Below are 25,497 nucleotides of genomic sequence, written 5' to 3'. Positions count from 1 at the left end.
TGCGCGGCGGCGATGATATTGAGGGGCGAGTGTGAGTCTTAAATTGGCATTTGGCGAGGGTGATGCATCCTACAAAGCGGCGGGGGAGCTGGCGGGCATTACTGCGCTGGTCGATGATTTTTACGCCGTTATGGACGCCGAGCCCCATGCGGCAGTAATCCGCGCCATGCACCCTGACGACCTGTCCTCTTCGCGCCAGCGCTTGAGCTACTTTCTGTCGGGCTGGTTGGGCGGGCCGCGCCTGTATCGCGAGCACTTCGGTGCGATCAGTATTCCCGATATCCACAAGCATTTGCGAATCGGGTCAGAAGAGCGAGACCAATGGCTGTGGTGCATGCAGCGCGCACTGGATCGGCAGGACTACCCGCCGGAGTTCAAAGAATATTTGCTCGCCCAGCTCAGTATTCCTGCTGAGCGGGTTCGCCAGCGCAGCCAGCTAGAGCACACCGCCAAATCGGGTTGAATCCTGGCGGCCTTGGTCGGTCACAGTATTGATCTCGCCAAAAAGGATGCCGCGATGAGTGAGCCAGAAGAATCCGCGAAGAGCCGTCACAGCCGCCAACAGAGTAGCCGCCTGGAAGAGCAGTTACTGCTGTTGTGGGATCTGTTGGTGATATTTTTAGTGTCTGCCAACCTGCTGCTTATCGTCTTCGATAGCCTGTTTATTTTCGCACCGTTTAACCAGTTGTTGGCTGACGTGTTACCGGCTTTTCATCAGCGCTATACCGATCAGGTGCATGCTAATTTCCAGGCTATCGACTTACTTTTTGTGGCGGTGTTTGTCTTCGACGTCGTTCTGGGCTGGGGCTTGGCAGCGTGGGAGCGCCGCTATGAGCGCTGGTGGTTTTACCCCTTCGTTCACTGGTACGACGTGTTGGGTTGCATACCCCTGGCGGGCTTCCGTTGGCTGAGAATTTTGCGGGTGTTTTCGATATTGTTCCGCCTGCAGCGTCTGGGTCTGATTCATGTTCAGCAGTGGCCCGCCTACGGCATCGTGATGCGTTACTACCGCATTTTGATCGAAGAGCTCTCGGATCGCATCGTCGACAATGTGCTCTCCGGCGTACAGTCTGAGCTGCGAAGTGGTGCCTCGGAGCTACCCGACCAAATTTTGCAGAAGGTCATTGCGCCGCGTCGGGAGCCATTGTCATCGGCGCTGGCCGAGCGTATCGGCAAAACGGCAAATACCGTCTACGGGCAGCGCCGCCAGGATATTCATCGCTACGTTACCGAGCTTGTGCAGCGCACTCTCGCACACAATGCGGCGGCGCAGCGTGTGGATCGACTGCCGGGCGTCGGCGATGCCATTATCGAGGCATTGGAAAGTATCCTGGTCAGCGCCAGTTGCGACACCATTGATGAGTTGTTTGGTTACGGCGACAACCGCACGGCACTGGGTGGAGAATTATTGGAGGGCGTGGTGCGCAGTGTTATCGATGACCTCGTCGATGAACGCCGGCCAAGGCCGCGAGATTTCGGCCCCGCGCTTGATGAGGTGGTTAGTCTGCTGCGCGCCCAGGTGCAACGCAAGCGCTGGCTAGAGGAAGGTGCTGGTAAATAATAATAAAGTTGATAATCAATATCATTTACAATAGCATGCTGCGCTCTTTCGTTAGATCATGGAGCGTGCAGTATGTCGTCTTGGCGGATTTACACCGGGCCACTGGCCCTGAGTCTTACTTTTAGCCCCCCTATTTTTGCCAATGACCACTTGGAAACCGTCGAGGTTTACGGCCAGCGCGATGCAGCGCAGTACGGCCTTAGCGATGGCGAAACGGCTACCCGCCTGGGGTTGTCTGTATTGGAACCCCCCCCAATCGCTAAGCGCGATCAGCCGTTCGCAACTCGATGATTTCGCTCTGCACAATCTCAATGACGCGCTGGCAAACCAGGCGACGGTTCAGGTACAAAGTATCGAAACCGATCGTACCTACTACACGGCTCGTGGCTTCGATATCACCAATTTTCAACGCGACGGCATCGGCTTGCCGCTCAGCTCAGGTAGTGTGTATGGCAGTGTCGACTCGGCGCTCTTCGAGCGTATCGACGTGCTGCGTGGTGCCAATGGCTTGATGTCGGGGGCCGGTAATCCTTCGGCCACGATCAACTTAATTCGCAAGCGCCCGAGTGATGACCTCGCGCTCTCGGTGGCCGCGACGCTGGGTTCATGGAACACACGGCGTTTAGAGGTGGATGCTGGTGGCGCGCTTGCCGCAGGCACCCGTGGCCGCTTGGTCGCCGCCATTGAAAAAGGCGAGTCGCATTTAGATCGCTACGAAACCTACAATCGCGTTATCTACGGGGTGATTGAACAGGACCTCGCCAGTGCCGGTCGCTTAACCGCGGGGCTTAGCATTGAAGACCGTCAGGCAGACAGTCCGCTTTGGGGGGCGTTGCCGATGAACTACAGCGATGGCAGCCAGACAGACTATGACGTGTCGACAAGTACCTCAGCAGATTGGGCGTATTGGGATAATCGCAACCGCAGTGCCTTTGTCGAATGGTCGATGCCGGTTGCTGAAGACTGGCAGTTTAAAGCGGTGTATCAATACGACGACACCGATAGCGATAGCCACCTATTTTATATGTACAACTTGCCGGACCGGGCGTCTGAGTCTGGCATGATTGGGTATGCCAGCGAATACACGCTGGATGATCGCCGCCAACAGCTCGATGCCTACTTGCAAGGGCTTTACACGCTGTGGGGGCGTGAACACGACGCTGTTTTCGGCGTTAACTATGCGCAGAGCAATATTGAAGATGTTTCCCTGTATGACTACACCAATGGCTTCCCCGCGATAGGCGATTTTTCGCAGTGGCGGGGGCGGGCGCCGACGCCGAATTTTGTCGATGGCCCTACGGGCAGCGACTGGCAGGATGTTCAGCAGGCGGCTTACGCGGCGAGCCGTATTCGACTGAGCGAGCAGTTAAGCTTTATTGGTGGCGCCCGGGTGTTGGACTGGCGCAGCAAGGGCGATAGCTACGGGAAGTCCAAGGCGACGCGGGCCAGTGGCAAGATACTGCCCTACAGCGGTGTGGTGTATGAATATGCCGATAATCACAGCGCTTACCTGAGCTATACCGAAACGTTTATGCCCCAGCGCGACCTGGATCGCAATGATGACCGATTAGACCCCGCCGAAGGCAGTAATACCGAACTAGGCTTAAAGTCGGCCTTCTTTGACCAGCGCCTAACCGTTGCCGTGGCGCTATTCCAGGCCAAACACCAGCACGTTGCCGAGTCGGATGGTTTTGATACAACGCTGGGGCGGAATGTCTATGTTGGTCGCGACTATCAAAGCGAAGGCCTGGAGCTGGATGTCTACGGCCAGATCGTCGAGGGCCTGTCGGCGAATGTCAGCCTTACCCAGCTGCGTATAGAGGATGAAGAGGGCGATACCGCCCGGCGCTTTGTGCCCAAGCGTATTTTCGCCGCGGCGCTGAGCTATCAATTGCCCTGGGCGTCGAAATGGAAGCTGGGTAGTTCGGTGCGATGGCAGGATGACACCCGTCGGGATACCAAAGATGGAATGCGTGTTGAGCAGAAGGCGTATTCCGTTGTGAATGCCTTTGTCAGCTATCAATATGATGAGGCGCTGAGCATCGTCATTAATGCCAATAACCTCGGTGATGAAAAATACCTGAACAGCCTCTATTGGGACCAGGCGTTTTATGCCGCGCCTCGCAATGCGTCGCTGACGGTGCGCTGGAACTATTGACATGAATAAGTGGCTGTTCAAATGGCACAGCTGGTTGGCGCTGGCGGCCTGCGTACCGTTGGTGATTATCTGCGCGACCGGCAGTGTTCTCGTGTTCAAGCACGAAATTGACCGCCTGCTGATGCCCGAAAAGGTGCGGGTTCAGGCCAGTGGGCAGCGGCAGTCTCTGGATGCATTGCAAGCGGTGCTGCACCAAGGTTTGCCGAATCATGAAATCGTAGGCTGGACGCTGTTTGATGATCCACAGCGCGCCGATCAGGTGTATGTGATTGCGCACGGCAGCCGAGATTGGTTGTATACCTTGGTCGACCCCTATCGAGGTGAACTATTGGCGCCAGCGGTGGCGACCGACCACTACCTCAGTGACTGGTTGCTGGAGTTGCACTACACCCTGTTGTTGGACGATGCCGGCATTATGGTGAGTGCGGTGGTGGCGCTCGTGCTGTGCCTGCTTGGCATTAGCGGCCTGATTTTGCATCGCAAGTTTTGGAAAAACCTGTTCACCTTGCGCCGCCACAGCCGGCGTATCGTGTACTACAGCGACCTGCACAAATTGAGTGGTGCGCTGGCATCGCCGGTATTGTTGGTGCTCGGCATTACCGGGGGCTATTGGAATATCGCGCACAGTATTGAGGAATACCAAGAGCATGCCGATGGCCACGAGCACCCGATAGTCGAAGGGCGGATGTATAGCCGCGACCTATCGCTTGATGCCTTACTTGCCGAGAGTCAGGCGCAACTGCCTGGCTTTACGGCTCGGTACTTATCCCTGCCCTGGGAGCCCGGCCGGGCGATCCGTTTCTGGGGGGATGTTGGCTCTGCCAACCCTCTGCTCAGCGAATACGCGAGCAGCATTGGTTTCAATGCCGACACGGGTGAAGTATTAGCGGCGAGCGATATTCGCACTGCTGGGATGGGGGCAAAGGTGTTGGATAGCTTTCGGCGCCTGCACTTTGGTAACTTCGCCGGACTGACCAGTCGCGTGATATGGAGTGTATTGGGATTGGCGCCGCTACTGCTGGCCTTCACTGGCGGCTATCTGTGGTTGACGCGACGCGCCAAACGACGTCGCGCCAGGCATAAGCGCCGGTGCAAACAGCGAGCGGCGACAGGCATCTCTACCTGAGCCGCTCTCGGTCGAGACTAGCGATTTCCACTCGCTGGCCGCGCACTGCTTTTGCCGCCAGCGGCGGGGCGGCGGCGACGCCGTCTCGCCTGCGGTGGGCGTTGTCCGTCCCGGTGTTCCGAGTGAGGTTTGCGGTTTTGCTGTGGCTTACGGCTGCGTCCAGGGCGCGCGTTCAGGCGTGACTCCGGTAAGACGTGAGTCGGCTCAAAGCCTTCTATTTCTTCGCGGCGCAGCAGCTGTTTGATCAAGCGTTCAATGTCGCTGAGTTGGTCAAATTCGTCGGCGCTCACCAGTGAAACGGCCTGCCCGGCAGCCCCGGCGCGTCCCGTGCGGCCAATGCGGTGTACGTAATCCTCTGGCACATTCGGCAGATCGACATTCACCACGTGGGGCAAGTGACTGATGTCCAAACCGCGCGCGGCGATATCGGTGGCCACCAGCGCTTGAATCTTGCCGCTTTTAAACTCCGCCAGCGCCTTGGTACGGGCATTCTGGCTCTTGTTGCCGTGAATCGGTGCCGAGGGAATGCCGCGGTCGTCGAGAAAACGGCTGAGTTTGTTGGCGCCGTGTTTAGTGCGCGAAAACACCAGTACCTGATGCCAGCCATTCTCTTCAATCAACTTTGCCAGCAGCGCCGGTTTGCGTTTTTTATCGACCGGGCATATCCACTGCTCGACGCGTTCGGCGGTGCTGTTTGGTGGCGTTACCGACACTTCGACGGGGTTGTTAACAATGCCCTTGGCAAGCTTGCGAATATCATCAGAGAAGGTCGCGGAAAACATCAGGTTCTGACGTTTAGCGGGCAGCAGCGCCAGAATTTTGCGAATGTCGTGAATAAAGCCCATGTCCAGCATACGGTCGGCTTCATCGAGCACCAGCACTTCCAGCTCGTCAAAGCGCACGGCATTTTGCTGGTACAGGTCGAGCAGGCGGCCAGGGGTGGCGACCAAAATATCCACGCCCTTGCGCAGCTTCATCATCTGCGGGTTGATCTTCACACCGCCGAATACCACGGTAGAGCGCAGTGGTAGGTTTTTGCCATACTTGTGGACATTGTCGCCGATCTGGGCGGCGAGTTCGCGAGTCGGCGTTAAGATTAATGCGCGGGCCTGGTTGGGTGAGGCGCGCTTGCCGGTGGAGAGCATCTCCAAAATCGGCAGGGTAAAGCCGGCGGTTTTGCCGGTGCCGGTTTGCGCGGCAGCCATCACATCACGGCCTTCTAATACGGCGGGAATGGCTTTCGCTTGGATTGGTGAGGGAGTGGTATAACCGCTATCGGTAACGGCTTCAAGGATCGGGGCCGAAAGGCCCAGGGAAGTAAACTGCATAGATCGTCTCAATGGGGGAGCGGCGTTGGCGAGTGGCCGGTGCCAGTCGAGCGGGGCTCCCTGTGTTCAAAGCCGCCTGTTTTGGCGGCGGGCTAGCTTACGCGATAACGCGGGTTAGCACCAGATAAATGCCTAATATTTGAACAGTTTGCTGAGGCTATTGCTGAAAATAGCGCGCCGATGGCGTAGAATCGCCGCTCTTTTTCCGGTGAGCGTACCGGTTCTTTCCCTACAGCAGAAGATAGGTCATGTCAGAGCAGTCGCTAGATCAGCAAATCGCCAAGCGTCGCACCTTTGCGATTATTTCCCACCCCGATGCCGGTAAAACCACCATCACCGAAAAATTGATTCTGCTCGGCCAGCTGATCCAGGTTGCGGGTACGGTCAAGGGTAAGAAAAACGATAAATCGGCCACTTCTGACTGGATGAGCTTGGAAAAGGAGCGGGGCATTTCCGTCACCTCGTCAGTGATGCAATTCCCTTATCGGGACCGCATCGTCAATCTGCTGGATACCCCAGGGCACGAGGATTTTTCTGAGGATACTTACCGCACGCTGACAGCGGTGGATTCCGCGCTGATGGTGATCGATGGTGCCAAGGGTGTTGAGGATCGCACCATTAAATTAATGAACGTGTGCCGCTTGCGAGACACGCCCATCCTCAGCTTTGTTAACAAGATGGACCGCGATATTCGCGATCCCATTGAGCTGCTCGATGAAATTGAAAGTGTGTTGGGCATTGAAGCCGCGCCGATCAATTGGCCGATTGGTATGGGGAAGGAGTTCAAGGGGGTTTACAACCTCTATACCGATACCATTCATGTTTTTGAGCCCGGCAAAGGCAGTGTTATTGCTGAAGATATTCGCATTGACGGGCTTGAGAGCGACGCCGCCCGAGAACTACTGGCCGATGAGTATGAAGATTACCTCGATGAAATTGAGCTGGTGCGCGGCGCCAGTCACGAGTTCGACCACGACGCATACTTGGCGGGCAAGCTGACCCCGGTTTACTTCGGTACGGCCTTGTCCAACTTTGGTGTGCGGGAAATGCTCGACGGTTTTGTCGAGTGGGCGCCAGCGCCGCTGAATCGCAAAACCGATCAACGCGAGGTCGATGCGGGCGAAGCGGGCTTCAGCGGTTTTGTGTTTAAAATTCAGGCCAATATGGACCCGAAACACCGCGACCGCATTGCCTTTATGCGCATCTGCTCAGGCACTTATAGCAAGGGCATGAAGATGCGCCATGTGCGCCTGGGTAAAGACGTAAAAATTGCCGATGCGGTGAGCTTTCTAGCCGGCGACCGCTCCCTGGTGCAGGAGGCGGTGTCTGGCGATATTATCGGCCTGCATAACCACGGCACTATCCAGATCGGCGACACCTTCACCAGTGGTGAAGAGCTTAAATTTACCGGCATTCCCCACTTTGCGCCTGAGCTGTTTCGCCGAATCCGGCTGCGTGACCCCATGAAATCCAAGCAGCTGCAAAAGGGCCTTCAACAATTGTCTGAGGAAGGCTCTACCCAGGTGTTTATGCCTCAGCGCAACAGTGACTTGATCGTGGGTGCGGTTGGGGTGTTGCAGTTTGATGTAGTCGCCTACCGGCTCAAGGACGAATATAAAGTTGAGGCGATCTACGAGCCGATCAACGTGTATACCGCGCGCTGGGTAGATTGCGATGATCCCAAGGCCTTTGATGAGTTCAAGCGCAAATGCGCCGAGAATCTCGCCATCGATGGTGGTGGCCACCTCACCTACCTGGCCCCGACAAGGGTAAACCTGTCATTGACCGAAGAGCGCCACCCGAAAGTCCGCTTCCGCGCGACAAGGGAACACTAGCTGCAGGTGTCGGCGGCCTTTTGGTAGGCCTCCATCAGCGACTGGCGGCCACTCAAGCCGCTCTCGGTGCTGCGCATGGCGTTGATTTCTCCCAGGCCAATCTCTCCGCTTTCTGTCATCGCTGAAACAATGCAATTGGCTTGGCGGCGAGTCATGCCGGGCGAGGCTGCAATAAATTTGCTGGCGGCAGAGTCGAAGAATCGCTTGCCAGTAAGTGGCTCGTCATTAGTATCGGCAGAATTGCTGCCCGAGCAGGCCAAGAGTGAAAGGTTAACCCCGAGCGCTAATAGGTAAGGTCTGGCTAGTTGCATTGAGAACTCCTTCCTTGGTGTTCTTGTCTTCTTTTGCAATTACGTTAGTAAGATAGGGGTATTCCCAAAATTTGGCAATTGTACTTGCTGCGCAACGATCGCTTCGCCCGGTTTGTTTTCTGTGAGTCAGTGTTCATATTCCATTCAGCTATGTGGTGTAAGCTGCGTTTTCGGTGGCGTTTTGCGCTGCCGGACAATACAGCTTGGATTTAGTTGCGGTGAATATTGCTGCTAAGGACGCTTGAGTTCTTAGCTGCCAAATCTAGACTGTGAAAGTGGTTGATCACCCATCGATTTGGGTGAGCGCTGAAAACGACCCTAGGGTCGTGGTGCGTAACAATACGAAAAATCAAATACCAATATCTGGGGATACATTATGTCGATTAAACACTGTGTTATTGCTGCCACCGTGATGTTTAGCAGCGCTGTGGCTTTGGCTGACGACGATCGCGGTTTCTTTGGGCGCTTGTTTGGCGGCTCTAGCGAAGCGAGTGTTGAGGCAAATGCTGAAGTAAATGCCGGCGCTTCAGCAGAAGAGGCGAATCAGTACGGCAAAGAAAAAAGCGCTGAAATGAAGGCGAAAGCTGACGAGAAGCGTGCGGAAATGGAAGCGAAGCGCGAGGCAAAGCGGGCAGAAATGGAAGCAAAGAAAGCTGAGATGGAAGCGAAACGCGAGGCAAAGCGCGCAGAAATGGAAGCAAAAAAAGCTGAGATGGAAGCCAAGCGCGCCGAGCGTGATGCCAAAGCTGAGGAAGAAGCCCAGGCACGTGCTGAAGCCCGAGCTGAGGCGAAAGCAGATGCAAAGGCGAAAGCAGATGATGCCAAAAAAGCGATTAAGGGCTTGGGTAATATTCGTGTGAACGCCAACGTTGAGGCGGGCGCCGAGTAAGTACCGGCGGGCGTTTAAACCAGACGCTGCATATCGCGTTTAAGCATGTAAAATACTAAAGGGGCGCAAGCCCCTTTTTTTGTGCCTGAACAGGATATATTGGGTGTCTTCCAGTAAAACCATCCGCCTAGACCGCTTTCTAGCAACGGTGACTGACTATTCTCGCAGTGATGCCAAGCGACTAATTAAAGCCGGTGAGGTCAGCCTCGACGGCGCGCTATTGTCGGATCCGCGAGCAGCGGTCGCCGAGGATGCCGATGTCCGTCTGCGCGGACAGCCTCTGCGCAGTGCTCAGCCACGTTATTTTATGCTCAATAAACCGCAGGACTACGTTTGCGCAGCCCGCGACCGCAGGCATTTAACGGTGTTGGATTTGCTCGATGAAGATAATCCCGAGAAGCTGCACGTTGCCGGTCGCTTGGATATCGATACCACCGGCCTGGTGTTACTGACTGACGATGGTAATTGGTCTCATGCTGTTACCTCGCCCAAACAGCAGTGCTGGAAGCGATACTGGCTGCGCACGGCCGAGCCCATAGCCGAGGCCGCGATAGCAAAATTTGCCAAAGGTATTTTCCTGAAAGACGACAAGCAGCGTACCTTACCTGCCGAGCTCGACATTCTCGCCAGCTGCGAAGCGCGCCTGCGTATTTGCGAGGGGCGCTACCATCAAGTTAAGCGCATGTTTGGTGCGCTGGGCAATGCCGTGATTGAGCTGCATCGTGAGGCAATTGGGGGTATTGAGCTCGATGAAACCCTGAACGAGGGCGAGTACCGCCCACTAACCGCTGAGGAGCGCGCAAGCGTGATGACACCACATGAATGATGGGCCGCTGCAACAGCTCTATGACCGCCTGCCCGAACTCACGGGCCCGGTTTGGTGGTTTGCCGACGAGCAGGTCTCGGGAGAGCTGCCCGCCGCGCGGGGAGACTGTCACGTCTTTAGTAACCGCTGTGATACCTCTCACGCGCTCTCTGCCGAGGGTTTTTCCGTGTCGTTGGGTGACTTTGAGGTGCCCGCAACGCTTGAGGCACCGCCGCAGACTATTGTGTACCGCGTGTCGAAAGAAAGGCCGTTGGTCAACATGTTAATCAACGCCGCGATGTCGGCGCTCCCGGTTGGCGGCCGCCTGCTGCTTAGCGGCTATAAGAATGATGGCGTGAAAGGCTACGCTGACAAAGCTGCCAAGGTATTCGATGCCTCGCGCCACATCGAAAAATGCGACGCCGGTGCCTATGTTGCCACCCTGACCAAACGGGGTGAAAGTGATGCGACGCTGCCAGATAAAGATTATCGACAACTGCGGCTGATCCACGAGTCGCCGGCTATGTACAGCAAGCCAGGTATCTACGGCTGGCAGAAAATCGATCGCGGTAGCGCTTTGCTAATTGAGCAATTATCCGGCGTGTTGGCGTCAATGGCGCGCCCCCCCAAACGGCTGGCTGACCTCGGTTGCGGCTATGGTTATCTCGGTATTATGGCCGCCCAACAACTTCCTGGCTGCCAGTGGTTGATGACCGACAACAATGCCACAGCGCTGCTCGCCTGCGAGAAAAATGCAAAAGCGCACGGTCTCGCCGCAGACATCCAGCTGGCCGATTGCGCTGATGGCCTCACTGGCCCTGTGGATGTCGTGCTGTGTAATCCGCCGTTTCATCAGGGCTTTGCCATTGAAAGCGGCCTGATTGAGCGGTTCCTAAAGGCCGCCGCGCGCTTGCTCAAGCGCAATGGCGAAGCGCTGTTTGTGGTCAACCAGTTTATTCCCCTGCCGCGCTATGCCGCAGCGTTGTTCGCTGAGCATGAGCTGCTCAGTGAACAGGATGGCTTTCGAGTATATCGCTTAAAAAAAATGGCTGACTAACCCGCCCAGGGCTCGGGCTCACCTAGGGCTTGGGCTGCGTTACTTGTTCAGTGCTGGCCGGTGCGGCGGGATTGCCAGCGGGTTGCAGTAATTCTGGCGGCAGTTCGTCAGCGCTGGGAATTTCCTCCAAGGCACCATCGCAGGCACTCCCCGAATACAGCGCGCGCTTCATTAATCCCTGCGCGACCAGCGACAGGCCGCCTGTGTAAATGGCTGCACCAGTAGAGAGGCCCGAGGTAAACATGCCGCCGGGGTCGGCCTCTACGCGCGGTTTGCTAAAGGTGCCTCCCAGCCTGACCAGTCCTGCTGCGGCGCCAACATTAATGCCAACGCCCTTGCGAGCGATGGGCGAGATGCCAAATCGCAATTCTTCATTGGCAAAATCGATATGGCCGGTACCGATAATTTTGCTAGTTTCGGTTTCCAGGGCAATGCCGTCGTTGCTGACAAACTTGCCGTCACGGCCTGTAAAGTGCACGGCGAGACACTCGATTTCGGTGTTGCTGCGTTTTTCTCTAAACGGGTTGAGCTTGTTAAATGTTTCGGTGAGCACGTCGCTACCGATCAGGTTCAGCGCATTGCCCTTGGCCTCCAGGTCGGTAATTTTGATATCGACCTGGCCGTTGAGGGAGGCGGCCAGGGAGGCGGGGCTGTTTCCGTTGGCGCGCAGATTGAGGCGTACATCGCCAGTACCGCCGCGAATGCCCGCCGCTTTTTCTAAACCGAGTTTGCCGTAGTCGCTGCCGTCAACACGGATTTCACTGCGCAGTTGTGGGCGCTCGCCGTTGGCGTCCAACCGCGCGGAAAGCCGGGCTTCACCACCGTTGGTGAGAATGCGGCTGTCGCTGAGGGTCAGCACACCTTTCTTCACGCTGGGCGCCAGAGACGCACGCTTGATGTAGGTATAGCCGGTATCGACATCTTGAAGGTCAATGTTTAACTGGCCTTCGAATTTATGCAGGACATCAAAGGCTAAAGGGTCTTTGCTCAGCAATTTTTTGCTGCGCGGGCGCGGCGTGCTGGTTTGTGTCGAAGGGCTTTCATTGGCAGGCGAAGTGAAGGCCATCGAGAGGTTTTTAAGGGTTAATTGGCCGTCTAGGTGGCCGTACTCCAAGGCTTCCGGCGTTTTGTATTGCAGCGTCATATCGGCCTGTTGCTCACCCAGTGAGGCGGAACTGTTTACCGTGTAGCGCTGCGCTTCACTGGCGAACTCCCCGGTTAGCGCCAGCGCGCCGGCTTCTTGCCAGGGCAGCTGCGCCAGCGCCCAAAGGTGTGCGCTCTGTGGCGCCTGTGCGCTGATCTTTAGCGCGTTGCCAGTCTTGCCGTTGAGGTTAACGTCACCTTCTATATCGACGTTTACACCGCGCTCGCGCAGTGCCAGTTCTAATCGGGCATCAGCGCCTTCGCTCTGCGGTGCCAATGGCGTCAGGCGAATTTCCCCCGTTACGTCGTTTAGCTGGCGCTGGCTGGCCGCCTCACTTACCGTGGCAATGCTAAAGTCCGCGGACAGCTGCTCGCCCGTTGTGGCAGTGACTTTCAGTGCATCCAGTTGCCAGCCGCTGGCAACCAGTCGCTCAATGGCAAGTGTTGTCTTCACTTCTGGCTTGCTCAACCACTGCCAGTCCATCGCGGTCTCGGCCGGTTTTGCTGCCGCATCAGGCTGTGTTGCCTCCTGCGGGGCGGGCGCGAAAATTTCCTGCAGTGCATCGATATTCAATGAAGGGCTGCTAAGTTTGGCGTCGATCCGCGAAAAATCAGTGGCGACAGTCAGTGTGCCAGACAGGGTATTGTCGCCAAGGACCAGGGTGGTGTCGCTGAGTTGGTAGCCATTGTCGATGGCTAAGGTTGTGGCCAGGTGGCTTTCAGGTAGCGCTGGTGCATGCTCCAAGCCTGCCATGGTTGCCAACCCTTCCAGACGCTGCAAGGCGAGGGATAGGGCTATGCGGCTGCCGGATAGGTCCGGGCTTAGCGATAGGCGGCCCTCGCTGTTCAGTTGAGCGTCTTCATGTTCAATGGCGAGTTGATAGTCCAGCACACCGGCACTGGGATCAAACAACACGATATCCCCACTCACCACAAAATGCTGTTGGGCATAGGCCAGCTCTAATGAAAGGTGGCCGTTAGCCGTTTCACTGCGCTCGCCTCTAACCTCGGGCAGGTCGATGTGATAGCGCTCGCCGTCGGCGCGCAGAATATGAATATGGTTGTCGAGCAGGACAATTTCCTGAAAATTAAAATCGCCCGGCAATTGCACGGGAGCAGGAGTCGAAGGCTCAGCGTCTGGCGAGGCGGTTTCGCCGTCGCCACGCAGTTTACTGGTCAGCCAGTTGAGTTCGCCCTCGCGGTTGTGCTCCAGATTAATCGTGAGTCCTTTGCTGTGCAGCGACCAGAAGGCGCCGTCGTCAAAGGGGGAGGCGATAAGCTTCAGTGACAAGGTGTCTAGGCGTAACAGTGTCGGTTCGGGCCAGTCGGGATTGCGAAGTTCCAGTCCCTTCAGCTCCAGCCGTAGGGGGCTGCGGTGGGAGCTGAGCGACTCGAAGGTGATGTCGAGGCCGGCAAAACGCTGGCCGCCCGTCGCGATTGCGCCCTGCAGAAGTTGTGGCTGAATAACAATGGCGGTGATGCCAATGATGATGAGTAGCAGTAAAACACTGACGCTAAGCAACAATTTTTTTAACATTGTGCGCTGGGCTGCCCCTGATTAACAATCCTAGTGGGGTAGTGTGAGAGCTTCAGGATAGATGTGCAACGTCGATCACGTCGCAGAGAAAACAAAATGAAAAAGGGTGCCCGATTATGCAATGGCCGTCTCCGCTGACTCCCGCTGTACTGCTTCGTCGCTATAAGCGCTTTCTCGCCGATGTGCGCTTGGAGTGCGGCACCGAGTTGACCGTGCACTGCCCCAATACCGGCGCCATGACGGGGTGCGCTACACCGGGTAGCCGCGTGTGGTTGAGTTACAGCGACAACCCCAAGCGCAAGTATGCCTACACTTGGCAGTTGGTGGAGGTAGACGGTAACAAGGTGTGTATCCATTCGGCCTTGGCCAATAAGCTGGTGGCCGAGGCCTTGGATGAGCAAGTGATAACTGAGCTTGCGGGGTGTTCAGGCTACCAGGCTGAGCAGCGCTTGCCCGATGGCAGTCGCATCGACTTTGTCCTGGAGACGGCAAATGGCCCCTGTAACGTGGAGGTTAAATCGGTAACCCTGTTAAGCGAGGGCGGGGGCGGTCGTTTTCCTGATGCGGTGAGCACGCGTGCGCGTCGCCACATTCGCGGCTTGCGTGAACACGTAGCGGCGGGCGGGCAAGCGGCGCTGCTTTTTGCGGTGTTGCATGAGGGGATTAACGCGGTGGCCGCTGCGGCGGATATCGACCCTGCCTATGCGCGCGAATTGGCTGAAGCCCAGCGCGATGGCGTGCAATTGCTGGCATATCGCGCGCAGATTGATGAGCAGGGGATGCGCCTGCAAGCACCGCTGCCAGTGACGGCTTAGGGCACCTGCTCGGCGAGTAGTTCGTCGAGTAATAGCTCGCCATTTTCTACCCGGCAACGCAGTGCCTGCAAAGACTGACCCAAGCAGGGGCCAGAGACACATTCACCAGACTCGATAATAAACAGCGCGCCGTGGGTTGCGCATTGGATCAGTGTTTCTTCCACATCGAGGAATTGGTCTTCCTGCCAGTGCAGTTCAATGCCGAGGTGGGGGCAAAGGTTGCGATACAGGTAAACGCCGCCATTACTGCGGACCGCAAACAGTGAGTGACCTTGGTAGCTGAGGCCTTTGGAGCCAGGCTCGGGGATCTCGTCAAGGCGGCAAAGTACAGTCACAGGTCTTGGTCTCCGGCGGGGGCGCTGTGGACAAGTCGGTCATCACCTTCGCTATTAAAGGCGTGGCGTATCGCAGGCAGCATGCGATCCACGGCGTCGCGACCCTCGGCAATAGCTTCTGCAGCATCGCCAAAGTCCAGCAAACCGATGTGCCCGAGGCGCGGCCACAGCATAATATCCGCCGGTTCACCGGCCAGGCGAGAGCGGGTAATGCGGTCCTGCATAATATTGATGGAACTCATCATCACACTCAGGGTGCCGGGCGCTTCTGGCTTTTTCTCGCTGGGGCTGCGCCAGTTGCTGGCCGCTTCTTTCACGCTGCTGGCAAAACGGCTGAACGCGGCGGCGAGTTGCGATTCTTCGTCGCCTTCTCCGTCGGTGTCGGTCCCAATAGCGGGTTGATCCTCCTCGGCCTCCTCCTCTTCGGCGATCTCCTCTTTGCGCTGCTGCTCATTGTCGGGCGCGCGGGCGTCTCGCTCAATTTTGCGGCGGCCAACTAAGTCGCTATTCAGGTCAACGCCAATGGTGATGTCGGCACCGAGGGCGCGGCATACCGACACCGGAACGGGGTTTACCAAGCCACCGTCCACAAGCCAGGAGTCGCGGTGAGCCACCGGCGTTAATACACCGGGCACCGCCATTGAGGCGCGTACGGCTTCCCACAGTGGGCCGCGCTGCAGCCACACTTCTCGGCCGCGTTGGAGGTCTGTTGCGACGGCGGCAAAGGGCAGCGATAAGTCTTCGATATTGGGGTTGCCGTATTCGCTGATGAAGTAATCGATGAGTCGTGTCGCGTGAGCCACACCGCCTGCGGCTGTCAGGCTAACACTCATGTAGTGGAAAACCTGGGCGCTGCTCAGTGTTTGAATCCAGGCTGAAAAATCGTCCAGATGTTCGGTGAGATAGCAGGCGGCAATCACGGAGCCAATGGAGGTGCCGACGATAATATCGGGCTTGATCCCCAGTTCTCCCAAGCGTTGAATGACGCCAATATGTGCCATGCCCCGGGCAGAGCCGCTGCCCAGTGCTAAAGCGATTTTTTTGTGGTCGGCGGTGTGAGCTTCCACAGTATTTTTGCTCCTGGTTTCGCCACTGAGTTGATGGCGTTACTATGATGCCATGACTTGAAAGGTGGACACTAACAGAACCCGCGACGACATGGACAACTACCGACTGACAGAAGCGCTCATTTGTGGGCAAGACGAATCGCTGATGGTGGATGTGTTGGGCTGTCCCGTTCATCCCGCGATTGTTGCGCCCTTCGAAGCGCTGCGATCAGATGCCGCGCGCGCAGGCTTTGAGTTGAAAATTGTCAGCGGGTTCCGCGGCTTTGACCGACAGTTGGCAATTTGGAATGCGAAGGCCAGTGGTCGTCGCCCGCTGCTCGATAGCAACGGCCAGTCCTTGTGCTTTAACGAGTTAAGCTGTGAGCAGTTGCTCGACGCCATCTTGCGTTGGTCAGCCCTGCCCGGCGCTTCCCGCCACCATTGGGGCAGCGATATCGACGTGTATGACGCTGCGGCGGTGGCCAGTGATTATGCGGTACAGCTCAGCCCGCAGGAGGTGAACGAAGGCGGCCCCTTTGCTCCCCTGCACGACTGGCTGGACCATCAACTTGCCAACGGTGCCAGTTACGGTTTCTTCCGGCCCTATGCCGAAGATCGCGGGGGTATCGCTCCGGAGCGTTGGCATTTAAGCTATGCGCCGCTGTCGGCACGCTGCGAATCCGCACTCACGCCAGGGCGATTGCGCCAGGTTCTCGCCGAGGCGGATATTGAACTTAAAGAGTCGATACTGGCGCACTTAGATGAGTTGTATCGTCGCTACGTTGCCGTGCCGAAAGAGGCATACCCCTCAGCGTATGCGCCGCTGTTGGCCGTAGGAGAAGAGTATTGAATTTAAGCGTCGCGCAGCTGTGGGCCGCTATGCAGGAAGAGGCCAAGGCATTTGGTCGCAATGAACCCGTGCTGGCCAGCTTTTATCACGCCAGTATTCTCAATCACGGCAGCTTTTCTGCCGCATTGAGTTTTCATATTGCCTCGCGTCTGGGCTGCGATTCGGTGCCCGCGATGCTGATACGCGATGTCGCAAGCGAGGCGTATGCCGCTGACCCGGAGGTGCTCGCCGCCGCCGTGGCTGATATTTGCGCCCATTACGATCGTGACCCCGCTTGTGACCACTACGGCATGCCCTTTCTGTACTTTAAAGGCTTTCAGGCGATTCAGGCCCACCGTATTGCCCACTGGCTCTGGCAGCAGGGGCGCGAGTCGTTATCGCTGTTTTTGCAAAATCGCATCGCCACCGTATTTGATGTCGATATTCACCCGGCCGCGCGCATTGGCCGCGGTATTATGGTCGATCACGCCACCGGCGTCGTGATTGGTGAAACTGCGGTGGTTGGCAATAATGTTTCCATGCTGCACTCCGTGACTCTCGGTGGCTGCGGCAGTGGTCGCGGCCCGCGGCACCCGCACATTGAAGACGGTGTGTTGATCGCTGCTGGTGCCAAGGTGCTGGGCAATATCACCATCGGTGAAGGCGCAAAGATCGCTGCGGGTAGTGTGGTGCTCAACCCTGTTGCCGCCCATACCACCGTGGCGGGCGTACCCGCGAAGCCTGTCGGGCGCCTGTCGCGAGAAATTCCCGCCCTGAATATGGATCAGAACATTAACGGCGACGGCTAGCGCCCATACTCCTTTGAGCCGCAGGCCCAGGCACGATTTTTATGCGTCTGTGTCACGGTTTTTGTCGTAGCAGCTTGATAATTTCGTCAGAATGTTTAGATTACAATGTCTGCTAATAGTGACATTGCGGCCGTAGCGGCCGTGATGATGACATAAGAAAACAAAAAAAGCATAGATAAGGGGTGCGTGTGAGCGTTAAGTTGCTGGATAACAAAGCTTTTTATGGCTACCGGGTCCGCCGGACAGTGGCGGGTGAGCTCTATCAGGAGTATTTCTCCCTGAAGAAAGACGGTAAGCGCTTAGAGGGACGAGCGCAAAAGGCCATAGAGAAGCAAGCGATGGAACGCGATCAAGAATTAGAGGCGCAGCAAAAGCGCTTCCTGGAGGAAACCAAGGAAGAGCGCTGCTTCAAGCCAGACGGCAGCGTGCGGGGTATCAGCTATCTGTTGAAGACCGAGAAGAGTGGCAACTTGACGCCGATCTTTCAGGTGGGTGTGGCGTCAAAGGTCGAGAAAAAGACCGTGTGCACGAGTTTTTCACTCAATGCTCACGGCAGTGATGAGGCTTGGCATCGCGCGGTGGAAGCCTATGCGAAACATAAAACGATTCACAAAAACTCCAAACTCTATCAGCGCCTGTTAAGTGCCAAGCCCAAGGTCGCATCTTAAGCGTTAAGTAAGCGGCCGAAGGTATGCTGGCGCAGCGGTTTAATCGCCGCTGCTGCGAGCACGACCAGCGCGGCCACTGCCAACCACTCGGGCAGCATGCTGTGCTGGTGTGCCTGCCCGCCGCTAATCTCCCAGTTGAACAGGCTCACCAATTGGTCTAGCAACAGACCCGCAGCGATACTGATGGTGCTTACCGTACCCAGGTAGGCAACGAGCGCGCGGCGTCCTAATTCCTTGTGCACCATTCCCACAGCCGCGATATTGCTGGCCGGGCCCGCGAGCATAAAGACCAGCACCGCGCCAGGTGATACGCCCGCCATCAACAGTCCCGCGGCGATGGGTGTGGACGCGCTGGCACAGATATACATTGGAATACCGACCAACACCATTACGACCATAGCAAGGGGGCCGCGGCCCCATTCGGCCAGCCAGGCCGCTGGCACAAAGGTCTGCACCGTCGCCGCAAACAGCATGCCTACCAACAGCCAGGGCAGCATGTCCTCAAGCAGTCGCCCGAAGGTGTAGTGAAGGCCCTCTCTCCAGCTGGTTTTCGTCGGCGCGGCAGAGCGCTTTGAGCAACAAGACGTTGTTGCGGCCTCGGCTTGTGATGCGGGTTTGCCATCGTTCCAGCCGGTTAACAAGCCCGCGGCAATGGCATTGGCGATGGCCACAATGGGTCGCGCAATGGTCATCACCGGCCCCAGTAGGCCGTAACTCAGGGCAATGGAGTCGACGCCGGTCTCAGGCGTGGAAATCAAAAACGATACCGTGGCGCCCTTTGATGCGCCGGCGCGCCTAAGCCCCATCGCCACTGGTAGAACGCCGCACGAGCAAAGGGGCATGGGGGCGCCAAATAGCGCTGCTTTGATCACCGAGCCAATGCCGGGTTTGCCCAGTTGGCGCTCCAGCAGGGCATTGGGAATCCAGGCTTTCATCAAGCCGGCAAGCACCAAACCCATAACCAGTAGGGGGGCAGCGTCCAGGCTGAGTAAGTAGAGGTTGTTGAGGAAGTTCATGCGTGATGCTCCTGTTGGGCACTGAGTTCGTCATCGAGCGCTTGCAGGATGCTGCAGTGATTGGCGGGAACATCGCCGCCGCAGCAGGCCTCGACTACCTTGCTCAAGGCGTCACGGATGCTTTTCAGCTCCCTCAGTTTTCGTTCGACCTGAGCGAGTTTCTCTTGGGCAATGCCCTTTACTTCGCCACAGGACTTGGCTTCCGGGTCGACGCGAATGGCCAGTAATTCGCGAATATCGTCGAGGCTGAAGCCCATGCTCTTGGCGCGCAGGATAAACTTTAGCTGCTTAATAGAGGCGGTGTTGTAAAAACGATAGCCATTGGCGCTGCGCCCGGTGGCGGCCAGTAAGCCCTCGCGCTCGTAAAAGCGCAGCGTTTCCACTGTGCAATCGAGCTTTTTAGCGAGTTCTCCAATCCTTAGTTGAGCCATGGTGATTCCCCTGATTCCGTTGCTACTGAGATCAGAATAGAGCTTGTAGGTTACTACAGGGTCAAGGCTTGGCAGTAGGTTTGTTAAAAATGGCGATAAGGTGGGCACAAAAAAGCCCGGCGTCTTTTCAGAGGCCGGGCTTTTTTTAGCGTGGCTACTTAGCCTTTGTAAGCAGCAGCGGCTTTTTCAACTTCGGCCAGGGCTTCTTTGCTGCCTGCCCAACCGTCAACCTTCACCCACTTGCCTTTTTCGAGGTCTTTGTAGTTCTCGAAGAAGTGCTCGATCTGTTGGATCAGCAGCTCGGGCAGGTCAGAGGGCTCTTTTACGTCTTTGTAGAGCACGCTCAGTTTGTCGTGAGGAACGGCCAGCAGTTTGGCGTCTTTACCCGCTTCGTCGCTCATGTTCAGAATGCCGATAGGGCGAGCACGGATTACTGAACCGGGAACCACGGGGTAGGGAGTAACAACCAGTACGTCCAGCGGGTCACCGTCTTCAGACAGGGTGTTGGGGATGTAGCCGTAGTTGGCTGGGTAGAACATTGGCGTGGCCATGAAACGGTCAACCATCAGCGCATCGTACTCTTTTTCAATTTCGTACTTGATGGGGCTGCTGTTTGCAGGGATTTCAATGGCGACGAAAATATCGTGTGGCAGTTCTTTGCCGGCTGGGATCGAGTTATAGCTCATGAGTCGTTTCCGTTATCAGCTGTGTGCGAGGTGAAAAATTCGCGCTGATTATACCCGCTAGGGCGGGTTAACACTAATTTGATTCACCGCCTTGCCGGCCGGCTTTTTGCCCGCTTCGGCCTGAGTTTGTGGCGACGGGCCAGCGGTTGCCGCGGCGCGTAGGCAAATTGCACCTGGCAAAGGGGGGGTAGTGAAAGGGCCGACTGCACGGGGAGTTGCAGCCGGCAAGGGGGAGACTAATCCTTGGAAGGTGCGTTTTATAGTTGGACCTGCACCAGGCCGTTCTCGTTGCGCGCGGGGAAGCGACGCACAGAGATACTGTCGTCTTCAAGGCAGTGTCCCGCCTCTAGACTGAAATGCTGTTTGTACAGTGGTGAGGCAACCACTAGCGTTTCGCCGACGCTACCGACAATTCCCCGCGCCAGCACATTGGCGCGGCTGAAGGGGCAGTGGTTGTCCAGTGCGAAGATGCGGTCATCGACGCGAAAGACGGCAAGCTGCGTGTCGCCGACTAAGGCCGCGGCGCCAGCATTGGGTAAAATGTCGTCGAGTGTGCAGACGGTGGTCCAGCTCATAAATGCTCTCCTTGTTGTTCGGGGTGTCCCGAAACGCGTTGCGCTATTTGGCTCCTGTCAGTGAGGCCGTTAGGCAACCGCAATTAAGTTGTTGTTGAGTTGTTTTTCTTCTTCGTTGGCGGGCCTGATTTGACCGCGCTCTTCCACGAAAACAATGTCTTTGTCGCCGTCATCGGCATTCACGAAGGAGCGGAATTGTTTGAGTTTTTGCTCGTCTTCGATGGTGGTCTTCCACTCGCATTGGTAGCTGTCGACCACGCTTTGCATATCGCGCTCCAGTTCGTCGCAGATACCTAGTGAGTCGTCGATGATGACCTGGCGCAGATAGTCCAAACCGCCCTCGAGGTTTTCCATCCACACCGAGGTGCGTTGCAGGCGGTCGGCGGTGCGCACGTAGAACATCAACAAGCGATCGACGTATTTCACCAGGGTTTCGGTATCGATGTCGGAGGCAAAGAGGTCGGCGTGGCGGGGTTTCATGCCACCGTTGCCGCACACGTAGAGGTTCCAGCCTTTTTCCGTGGCGATCACGCCAACGTCTTTACTCTGCGCTTCGGCGCACTCGCGGGTACAGCCAGACACCGCCATTTTTATCTTGTGCGGTGAGCGCAGGCCTTTGTAGCGATTCTCCAGGTCGATGGCCTGACCAACGCTGTCTTGCACACCGTAGCGACACCAGCTGGAGCCCACGCAGGACTTCACTGTGCGCAGCGACTTGCCGTAGGCGTGGCCACTTTCAAAACCGGCATCGATCAGTTCCTTCCATATAGCGGGAAGTTGGTCGAGGGTGGCGCCGAATAAATCCACCCGCTGGCCACCGGTGATTTTGGTGTACAGCTTGTATTTTTTGGCGATGCTGCCCACGGTGATCAAACCATCGGGAGTGACCTCACCGCCGGCCATGCGCGGTACAACAGAGAAGGTGCCGTTATTCTGCATATTCGCGAGGAAGCGGTCATTGGTGTCCTGCAGACCGGCGTGCTGGCTTTCCAGTATGTACTCGTTCCAGCAGGAAGCGAAAATGGACGCTGCCGTCGGCTTACAGATGGCGCAGCCTTTACCGGAGCCGTGCTTCTCCAATAGTTCGTCAAAGGACTTAATGCCGCCTACACGTACCAAGTGAAAGAGCTCTTGGCGGGTATAGGGGAAGTGTTCACAGAGGTCGGTATTCACTTCAACGCCAAGTTTGGTGAGCTCAGCGTTAACCACCTGGCCAACCAGGGCGGTACAGCCGCCGCAGGTGCTGGCGGCCTTGGTGCAGCTTTTCACATCGCCAACGGTCAGTGCGCCGCCTTGCACTGCCGCGCAGATATCGCCCTTGCTGACGTTGTTACAGCTGCAAATTTGCGCGCTGTCGGGGAGGGCATCCACCCCCAGGCCAACGCTCGCACTGCCGTCTATATTGGGGAGAATCATCGCTTCCGGGTGTTCGGGAAGCGCGATGCCATTGAGCGCAAATTGCAGCAAATTGCCGTAGTCGTCGGCATCGCCCACCAATACCGCGCCGAGCAAGTGCTTGCCGCTTTCGCTAACCACTATCTTTTTATAGATCTCGGCCTGTTCGTCGATGAAGGTATAGGACTTGGCGCCGGGCGTGTTGCCGTGGGCGTCACCGATCGAGGCAACGTCGACGCCCATCAGCTTGAGCTTGGTGCTCATGTCGGCGCCAGTGAATTGCTTGTCGTCACGGTTGCCAAGGATATGCGCAGCGGCGACGCGGGCCATTTCATTGCCCGGCGCAATCAGGCCAAAGATGCGTTGGTTCCACAGCGCGCATTCGCCAATGGCATAGATGGCGGGGTCAGAGGTCTGGCAGTAATTGTTAATGGCGATGCCGCCGCGTTCGCCGATCTCCAGTTCGCACTGACGGGCCAGCGCATCTTGCGGGCGAATACCCGCGGAGAAAACCAGAATGTCGGTTTCCAGTTCTGCGCCGTCGGCGAAGGACAGCTTGTGCACGCAGTGCTCGCCGTCGCCGATGTTTTGCGTGTTTTTCTGGGTGTGCACTTCAACGCCAAGGTCTTCGATTTTACGTCGCAGCAGTGCGCCGCCGCCGTCGTCGACTTGCACCGCCATCAGGCGCGGCGCGAATTCAATGACATGGGTTTTCAGGCCGAGGTCTTTAATGGCCTTAGCGGCCTCCAGACCGAGTAGCCCGCCGCCCACCACGGCGCCCACAGAGGCATTTTTTGCAGCCGCGGTGATCGCTTCAAGGTCTTCGATGGTGCGGTAAACAAAGCAGTTTTCGCGCTCGTGGCCGGGAACAGGGGGAACAAAAGGGTAGGAGCCGGTCGCCAGCACCAGCTGGTCATAATCGTAGCGGCGCCCTGAATCCGTTGTTGCGGTTTTTGCATCGCGATCAATGGCGACAACTTTTTCACCGCATCTAACGTCGATATTGTTTGTCGCGTAGAAGCCATCGGCAACCATGTTCAGCGCGCCGGCTTGTCGTGTTTCAAACCAGGCCGTCAGGTGTACGCGGTCGTAGGCGGGGCGGGGCTCTTCGCCGATTACGGTGATTTGGTAATCCGTCGCGCAGCCACTTTCGACGATTGACTCTAGGAATTGATGTCCAACGGGGCCGTTGCCCACAACAAGCAAGCGCTGTATATGGCTCATAGTGACGTCCTTTGCTTCTTTCTACCATTGGCAGCACCGGGGAGTGCTGCATTATTAATGTGCCCTGGGGCGTGTAATAGGCTTCTAGCAAAAGGTATGCCAGCGATTTTTATGTTGTTTATGTGATTGATTTTTATGGTTTTTTTATTTTTGTGATCCAGCCTGGGGCGCATTTTGGTGCTTTATGGTGTGGCGCGGCTGATTGTTTCTGGGGCGCGCTGCTTCATCGGGGGGCGAAAATTCAGGCCGCAGGCGGTTGGCTGTGGTGGCTGGCACGTACCTGGTCGCGTTAACCAGTCGCTAAGTCATATTTTTTGTTAACAATATCAATTGTTTAGTGGGCTGGCTTTGATGTTTGGCACGGCGTTTGCTCAGTAGCAAGCAAATTCCTCGTTGGCTAAATGGAGCTACTATGTCGTCCTCTACATTAAATTTGCTCGATCTCAAGCAGGATAAAATCCGCTTGCTGCATCTGAGCTGGTTTGCCTTCTTCCTGACTTTTGTTGTGTGGTTTAGCCACGCACCGATGCTGGCCTCTATCAAAGAGGCCTTCGATCTTACCGGGCAGCAAGTGAAAGCCCTGATGATCCTCAATGTGGCGCTGACGATTCCGGCCCGGGTGGTGGTTGGCATGCTGGTGGATCGCTACGGTCCGCGCATTATCTACTCGGCACTCCTCGTTAGTGGCGGTGCCATGTGTATCGCGTTTGCGTTTGCCGACAGCTATGAAACCATAGCACTGCTGCGCTTTTTAATGGGCTTTATTGGCGCCGGCTTTGTTATTGGTATTCGTCTTGTTGGTGAGTGGTTTCCCGCGCGCCAGGTCGGCTTGGCCGAGGGCGTTTACGGTGGCTGGGGTAACTTTGGTTCGGCGGCAGCCGCGATGACCCTGCCGACCCTGGCGCTGATGTTCGGTGGCGACGATGGCTGGCGTTACGCCATTGCCAGCACAGGTGTGATGGCAATGATCTACGGCGTGTTCTTTTACTCACGTGCGCGCAATACGCCCAAGGGTTCTACCTACTTCAAGCCAAAGAAAAGTGGCGGCTTGGTGGTAACCAGCAAGCGCGATTTGGTGTTTTACATTGCCATGTGTATCCCCATGTACCTGGCCTTGGCAGTACTGACTTGGAAGCTGTCACCATCGAATCTGGGTATGTTAAATGGCGTGGCAGCAATGGCGCTTTACGGTGTGCTGGTGGTGCTGTTCATTGTGCAGGTGAGCCAGATTCTGCGCGTTAACCACGATGTATTGAACAACGTAGAAATCCCCGCAATGCAGAAATACCCCTTCAAGCAAGTGGCTATTCTGAATGTTGCCTACCTAGTTACCTTTGGCTCTGAGCTCGCGGTGGTGTCGATGTTGCCGCTGTTCTTTATGGAAACCTTTGAGCTGACCGCCGTTAAAGCGGGCATGTTGGCCTCCGGCTTTGCATTCATGAACCTGGTCGCCCGCCCCAGTGGTGGCTACCTGTCTGACCGTTTTGGCCGTCGTCGCTCGCTGAGCATTTTGATCTGCGGCTTGGCGGTGGGCTATATGCTACTCAGTCAGATCACGTCAACGTGGCCGCTGCTGCTGGCGGTATTGGCGACCATGTGTTGCTCCTTCTTCGTACAGGCGGGCGAAGGCGCAGTGTTTGCCATCGTGCCGTTGGTCAAGCGCAGTATGACTGGGCAGATTGCGGGTATGACCGGCGCTTACGGTAATGTGGGTGCGGTTATCTTCCTGACCGTCCTCAGCTTTGTCGATGCTTCCAGCTTCTTTATGGTGATCGCCGCTTGCGCTGCCTTTGTGTTTGTTGCGGTGCAATTTATGGAAGAGCCACAGGGACACATTGCCGAATACAACGACGATGGCAGTGTGGCGCTGATTGAAGTGAGCTAGTCTGCAATCTCAACTCGAAAAGGAGTGGTGTTT

23 protein-coding genes are annotated in these 25,497 nt (G+C 56.6%); 13 read left to right on the top strand and 10 right to left on the bottom strand.

All coding sequences use genetic code 11. From position 1 onward, the window contains the following. Positions 1-31: 31 nt before the first annotated feature. From H573_RS0109130 to H573_RS0109115, 4 genes are all read left to right on the top strand, one after another. Positions 32-463: a group II truncated hemoglobin gene (locus H573_RS0109130; RefSeq protein ID WP_027873994.1), complete on the top strand. Its 432-nt coding sequence runs from the start codon at positions 32-34 to the stop codon at positions 461-463. A 54-nt stretch (positions 464-517) separates the two neighbouring features. Continuing rightward, positions 518-1,561 carry a hypothetical protein gene (locus H573_RS0109125; RefSeq protein ID WP_027873993.1) on the top strand — a complete coding sequence of 348 codons (1,044 nt, stop codon included), beginning with the start codon at positions 518-520 and terminating at the stop codon, positions 1,559-1,561. A gap of 181 nt (positions 1,562-1,742) precedes the next feature. Further along, positions 1,743-3,719, top strand: coding sequence for a TonB-dependent siderophore receptor (locus tag H573_RS17685; protein WP_051171160.1), 1,977 nt, complete (start codon positions 1,743-1,745; stop codon positions 3,717-3,719). 1 nt (position 3,720) lies between these two features. Then, positions 3,721-4,845: a PepSY-associated TM helix domain-containing protein gene (locus H573_RS0109115; RefSeq protein ID WP_027873992.1), complete on the top strand. Its 1,125-nt coding sequence runs from the start codon at positions 3,721-3,723 to the stop codon at positions 4,843-4,845. Positions 4,846-4,862: 17 nt separating this feature from the next. On the opposite strand, the gene H573_RS0109110 is transcribed toward H573_RS0109115, so the two are convergent. Continuing rightward, a complete protein-coding gene (locus H573_RS0109110) occupies positions 4,863-6,173 on the bottom strand; it encodes a DEAD/DEAH box helicase (RefSeq protein ID WP_027873991.1) in 1,311 nt (436 codons plus the stop codon). Positions 6,174-6,421: 248 nt separating this feature from the next. On the opposite strand from H573_RS0109110, the gene H573_RS0109105 reads away from it, so the two are divergent. Continuing rightward, positions 6,422-8,008 (top strand): peptide chain release factor 3, encoded by a 1,587-nt coding sequence (locus H573_RS0109105; RefSeq protein WP_027873990.1) that lies wholly within the window; start codon positions 6,422-6,424, stop codon positions 8,006-8,008. Here the strand turns inward: H573_RS0109105 and H573_RS0109100 are convergent. After that, the gene (locus tag H573_RS0109100) at positions 8,005-8,319 is read right to left on the bottom strand and encodes a hypothetical protein (RefSeq protein WP_027873989.1); all 315 of its coding nucleotides are present in this window, start codon (positions 8,317-8,319) and stop codon (positions 8,005-8,007) included. The two genes, H573_RS0109105 and H573_RS0109100, sit on opposite strands and share 4 nt — an antisense overlap. Positions 8,320-8,695: 376 nt before the next feature. Here H573_RS0109100 and H573_RS17680 point away from each other — a divergent pair, with 376 nt between their 5' ends. The 3 genes from H573_RS17680 (at position 8,696) to H573_RS0109085 (ending at position 11,070) form a co-directional block, all read left to right on the top strand. Further along, positions 8,696-9,208: a hypothetical protein gene (locus tag H573_RS17680; protein ID WP_036256337.1), complete on the top strand. Its 513-nt coding sequence runs from the start codon at positions 8,696-8,698 to the stop codon at positions 9,206-9,208. A gap of 103 nt (positions 9,209-9,311) precedes the next feature. Next, positions 9,312-10,034 (top strand): 16S rRNA pseudouridine(516) synthase RsuA, encoded by a 723-nt coding sequence (gene rsuA, locus H573_RS0109090; protein WP_267878902.1) that lies wholly within the window; start codon positions 9,312-9,314, stop codon positions 10,032-10,034. After that, positions 10,027-11,070 (top strand): class I SAM-dependent methyltransferase, encoded by a 1,044-nt coding sequence (locus H573_RS0109085; protein WP_051171159.1) that lies wholly within the window; start codon positions 10,027-10,029, stop codon positions 11,068-11,070. The genes rsuA and H573_RS0109085 overlap by 8 nt, the downstream gene beginning before the upstream one ends. Before the next feature lie 22 nt (positions 11,071-11,092). Here H573_RS0109085 and H573_RS0109080 read toward each other — a convergent pair whose 3' ends face one another. Further along, the gene (locus H573_RS0109080) at positions 11,093-13,750 is read right to left on the bottom strand and encodes an AsmA family protein (protein ID WP_027873986.1); all 2,658 of its coding nucleotides are present in this window, start codon (positions 13,748-13,750) and stop codon (positions 11,093-11,095) included. 116 nt (positions 13,751-13,866) lie between these two features. On the opposite strand from H573_RS0109080, the gene sfsA reads away from it, so the two are divergent. After that, entirely contained in the window at positions 13,867-14,565 is a 699-nt protein-coding gene (gene sfsA, locus H573_RS0109075; RefSeq protein ID WP_027873985.1) for a DNA/RNA nuclease SfsA, read from the top strand. Here sfsA and H573_RS0109070 read toward each other — a convergent pair. Together H573_RS0109070 and H573_RS17675 are read right to left on the bottom strand one after the other, a co-directional pair. Continuing rightward, complete coding sequence (locus H573_RS0109070) at positions 14,562-14,900, bottom strand: Rieske (2Fe-2S) protein (RefSeq protein ID WP_036256335.1); 339 nt, start codon at positions 14,898-14,900, stop codon at positions 14,562-14,564. The genes sfsA and H573_RS0109070 overlap by 4 nt on opposite strands. Further along, a complete protein-coding gene (locus tag H573_RS17675) occupies positions 14,897-15,967 on the bottom strand; it encodes a patatin-like phospholipase family protein (RefSeq protein ID WP_051171158.1) in 1,071 nt (356 codons plus the stop codon). The genes H573_RS0109070 and H573_RS17675 overlap by 4 nt, the downstream gene beginning before the upstream one ends. Positions 15,968-16,031: 64 nt before the next feature. On the opposite strand from H573_RS17675, the gene H573_RS0109060 reads away from it, so the two are divergent. From H573_RS0109060 to H573_RS0109050, 3 genes are all read left to right on the top strand, one after another. After that, entirely contained in the window at positions 16,032-16,796 is a 765-nt protein-coding gene (locus H573_RS0109060) for a M15 family metallopeptidase (RefSeq protein ID WP_234701853.1), read from the top strand. Positions 16,797-16,825: 29 nt separating this feature from the next. After that, on the top strand, positions 16,826-17,584 hold the full coding sequence (cysE, locus tag H573_RS0109055; protein ID WP_036256397.1) for a serine O-acetyltransferase: 759 nt from the start codon (positions 16,826-16,828) through the stop codon (positions 17,582-17,584). A 188-nt stretch (positions 17,585-17,772) separates the two neighbouring features. After that, on the top strand, positions 17,773-18,252 hold the full coding sequence (locus H573_RS0109050) for a hypothetical protein (protein WP_027873981.1): 480 nt from the start codon (positions 17,773-17,775) through the stop codon (positions 18,250-18,252). Here the strand turns inward: H573_RS0109050 and H573_RS0109045 are convergent. From H573_RS0109045 to nirB, 5 genes are all read right to left on the bottom strand, one after another. Continuing rightward, positions 18,249-19,268 (bottom strand): SO_0444 family Cu/Zn efflux transporter, encoded by a 1,020-nt coding sequence (locus H573_RS0109045; RefSeq protein ID WP_027873980.1) that lies wholly within the window; start codon positions 19,266-19,268, stop codon positions 18,249-18,251. The genes H573_RS0109050 and H573_RS0109045 overlap by 4 nt on opposite strands. Beyond that, entirely contained in the window at positions 19,265-19,699 is a 435-nt protein-coding gene (gene zntR, locus H573_RS0109040) for a Zn(2+)-responsive transcriptional regulator (RefSeq protein ID WP_036256333.1), read from the bottom strand. The genes H573_RS0109045 and zntR overlap by 4 nt, the downstream gene beginning before the upstream one ends. A 158-nt stretch (positions 19,700-19,857) precedes the next feature. Further along, positions 19,858-20,385: an inorganic diphosphatase gene (gene ppa / locus H573_RS0109035; protein WP_027873978.1), complete on the bottom strand. Its 528-nt coding sequence runs from the start codon at positions 20,383-20,385 to the stop codon at positions 19,858-19,860. A 257-nt stretch (positions 20,386-20,642) separates the two neighbouring features. Then, positions 20,643-20,960 (bottom strand): nitrite reductase small subunit NirD, encoded by a 318-nt coding sequence (gene nirD, locus H573_RS0109030; RefSeq protein WP_027873977.1) that lies wholly within the window; start codon positions 20,958-20,960, stop codon positions 20,643-20,645. A 69-nt stretch (positions 20,961-21,029) separates the two neighbouring features. Further along, positions 21,030-23,579, bottom strand: a complete 2,550-nt coding sequence (gene nirB, locus H573_RS0109025) for a nitrite reductase large subunit NirB (protein ID WP_027873976.1) — start codon at positions 23,577-23,579, stop codon at positions 21,030-21,032. A 412-nt stretch (positions 23,580-23,991) separates the two neighbouring features. Here nirB and H573_RS0109015 point away from each other — a divergent pair, with 412 nt between their 5' ends. Continuing rightward, on the top strand, positions 23,992-25,464 hold the full coding sequence (locus H573_RS0109015; RefSeq protein WP_027873975.1) for a NarK family nitrate/nitrite MFS transporter: 1,473 nt from the start codon (positions 23,992-23,994) through the stop codon (positions 25,462-25,464). The last annotated feature ends 33 nt before the right edge of the window (positions 25,465-25,497 follow it).

The sequence above is a fragment of the Neomelitea salexigens DSM 19753 genome, assembly GCF_000422345.1.
Taxonomy (GTDB): Bacteria; Pseudomonadota; Gammaproteobacteria; order Pseudomonadales; family Spongiibacteraceae; genus Spongiibacter; species Spongiibacter marinus_A.
This window is presented reverse-complemented; position numbering and strand designations above follow the sequence as displayed.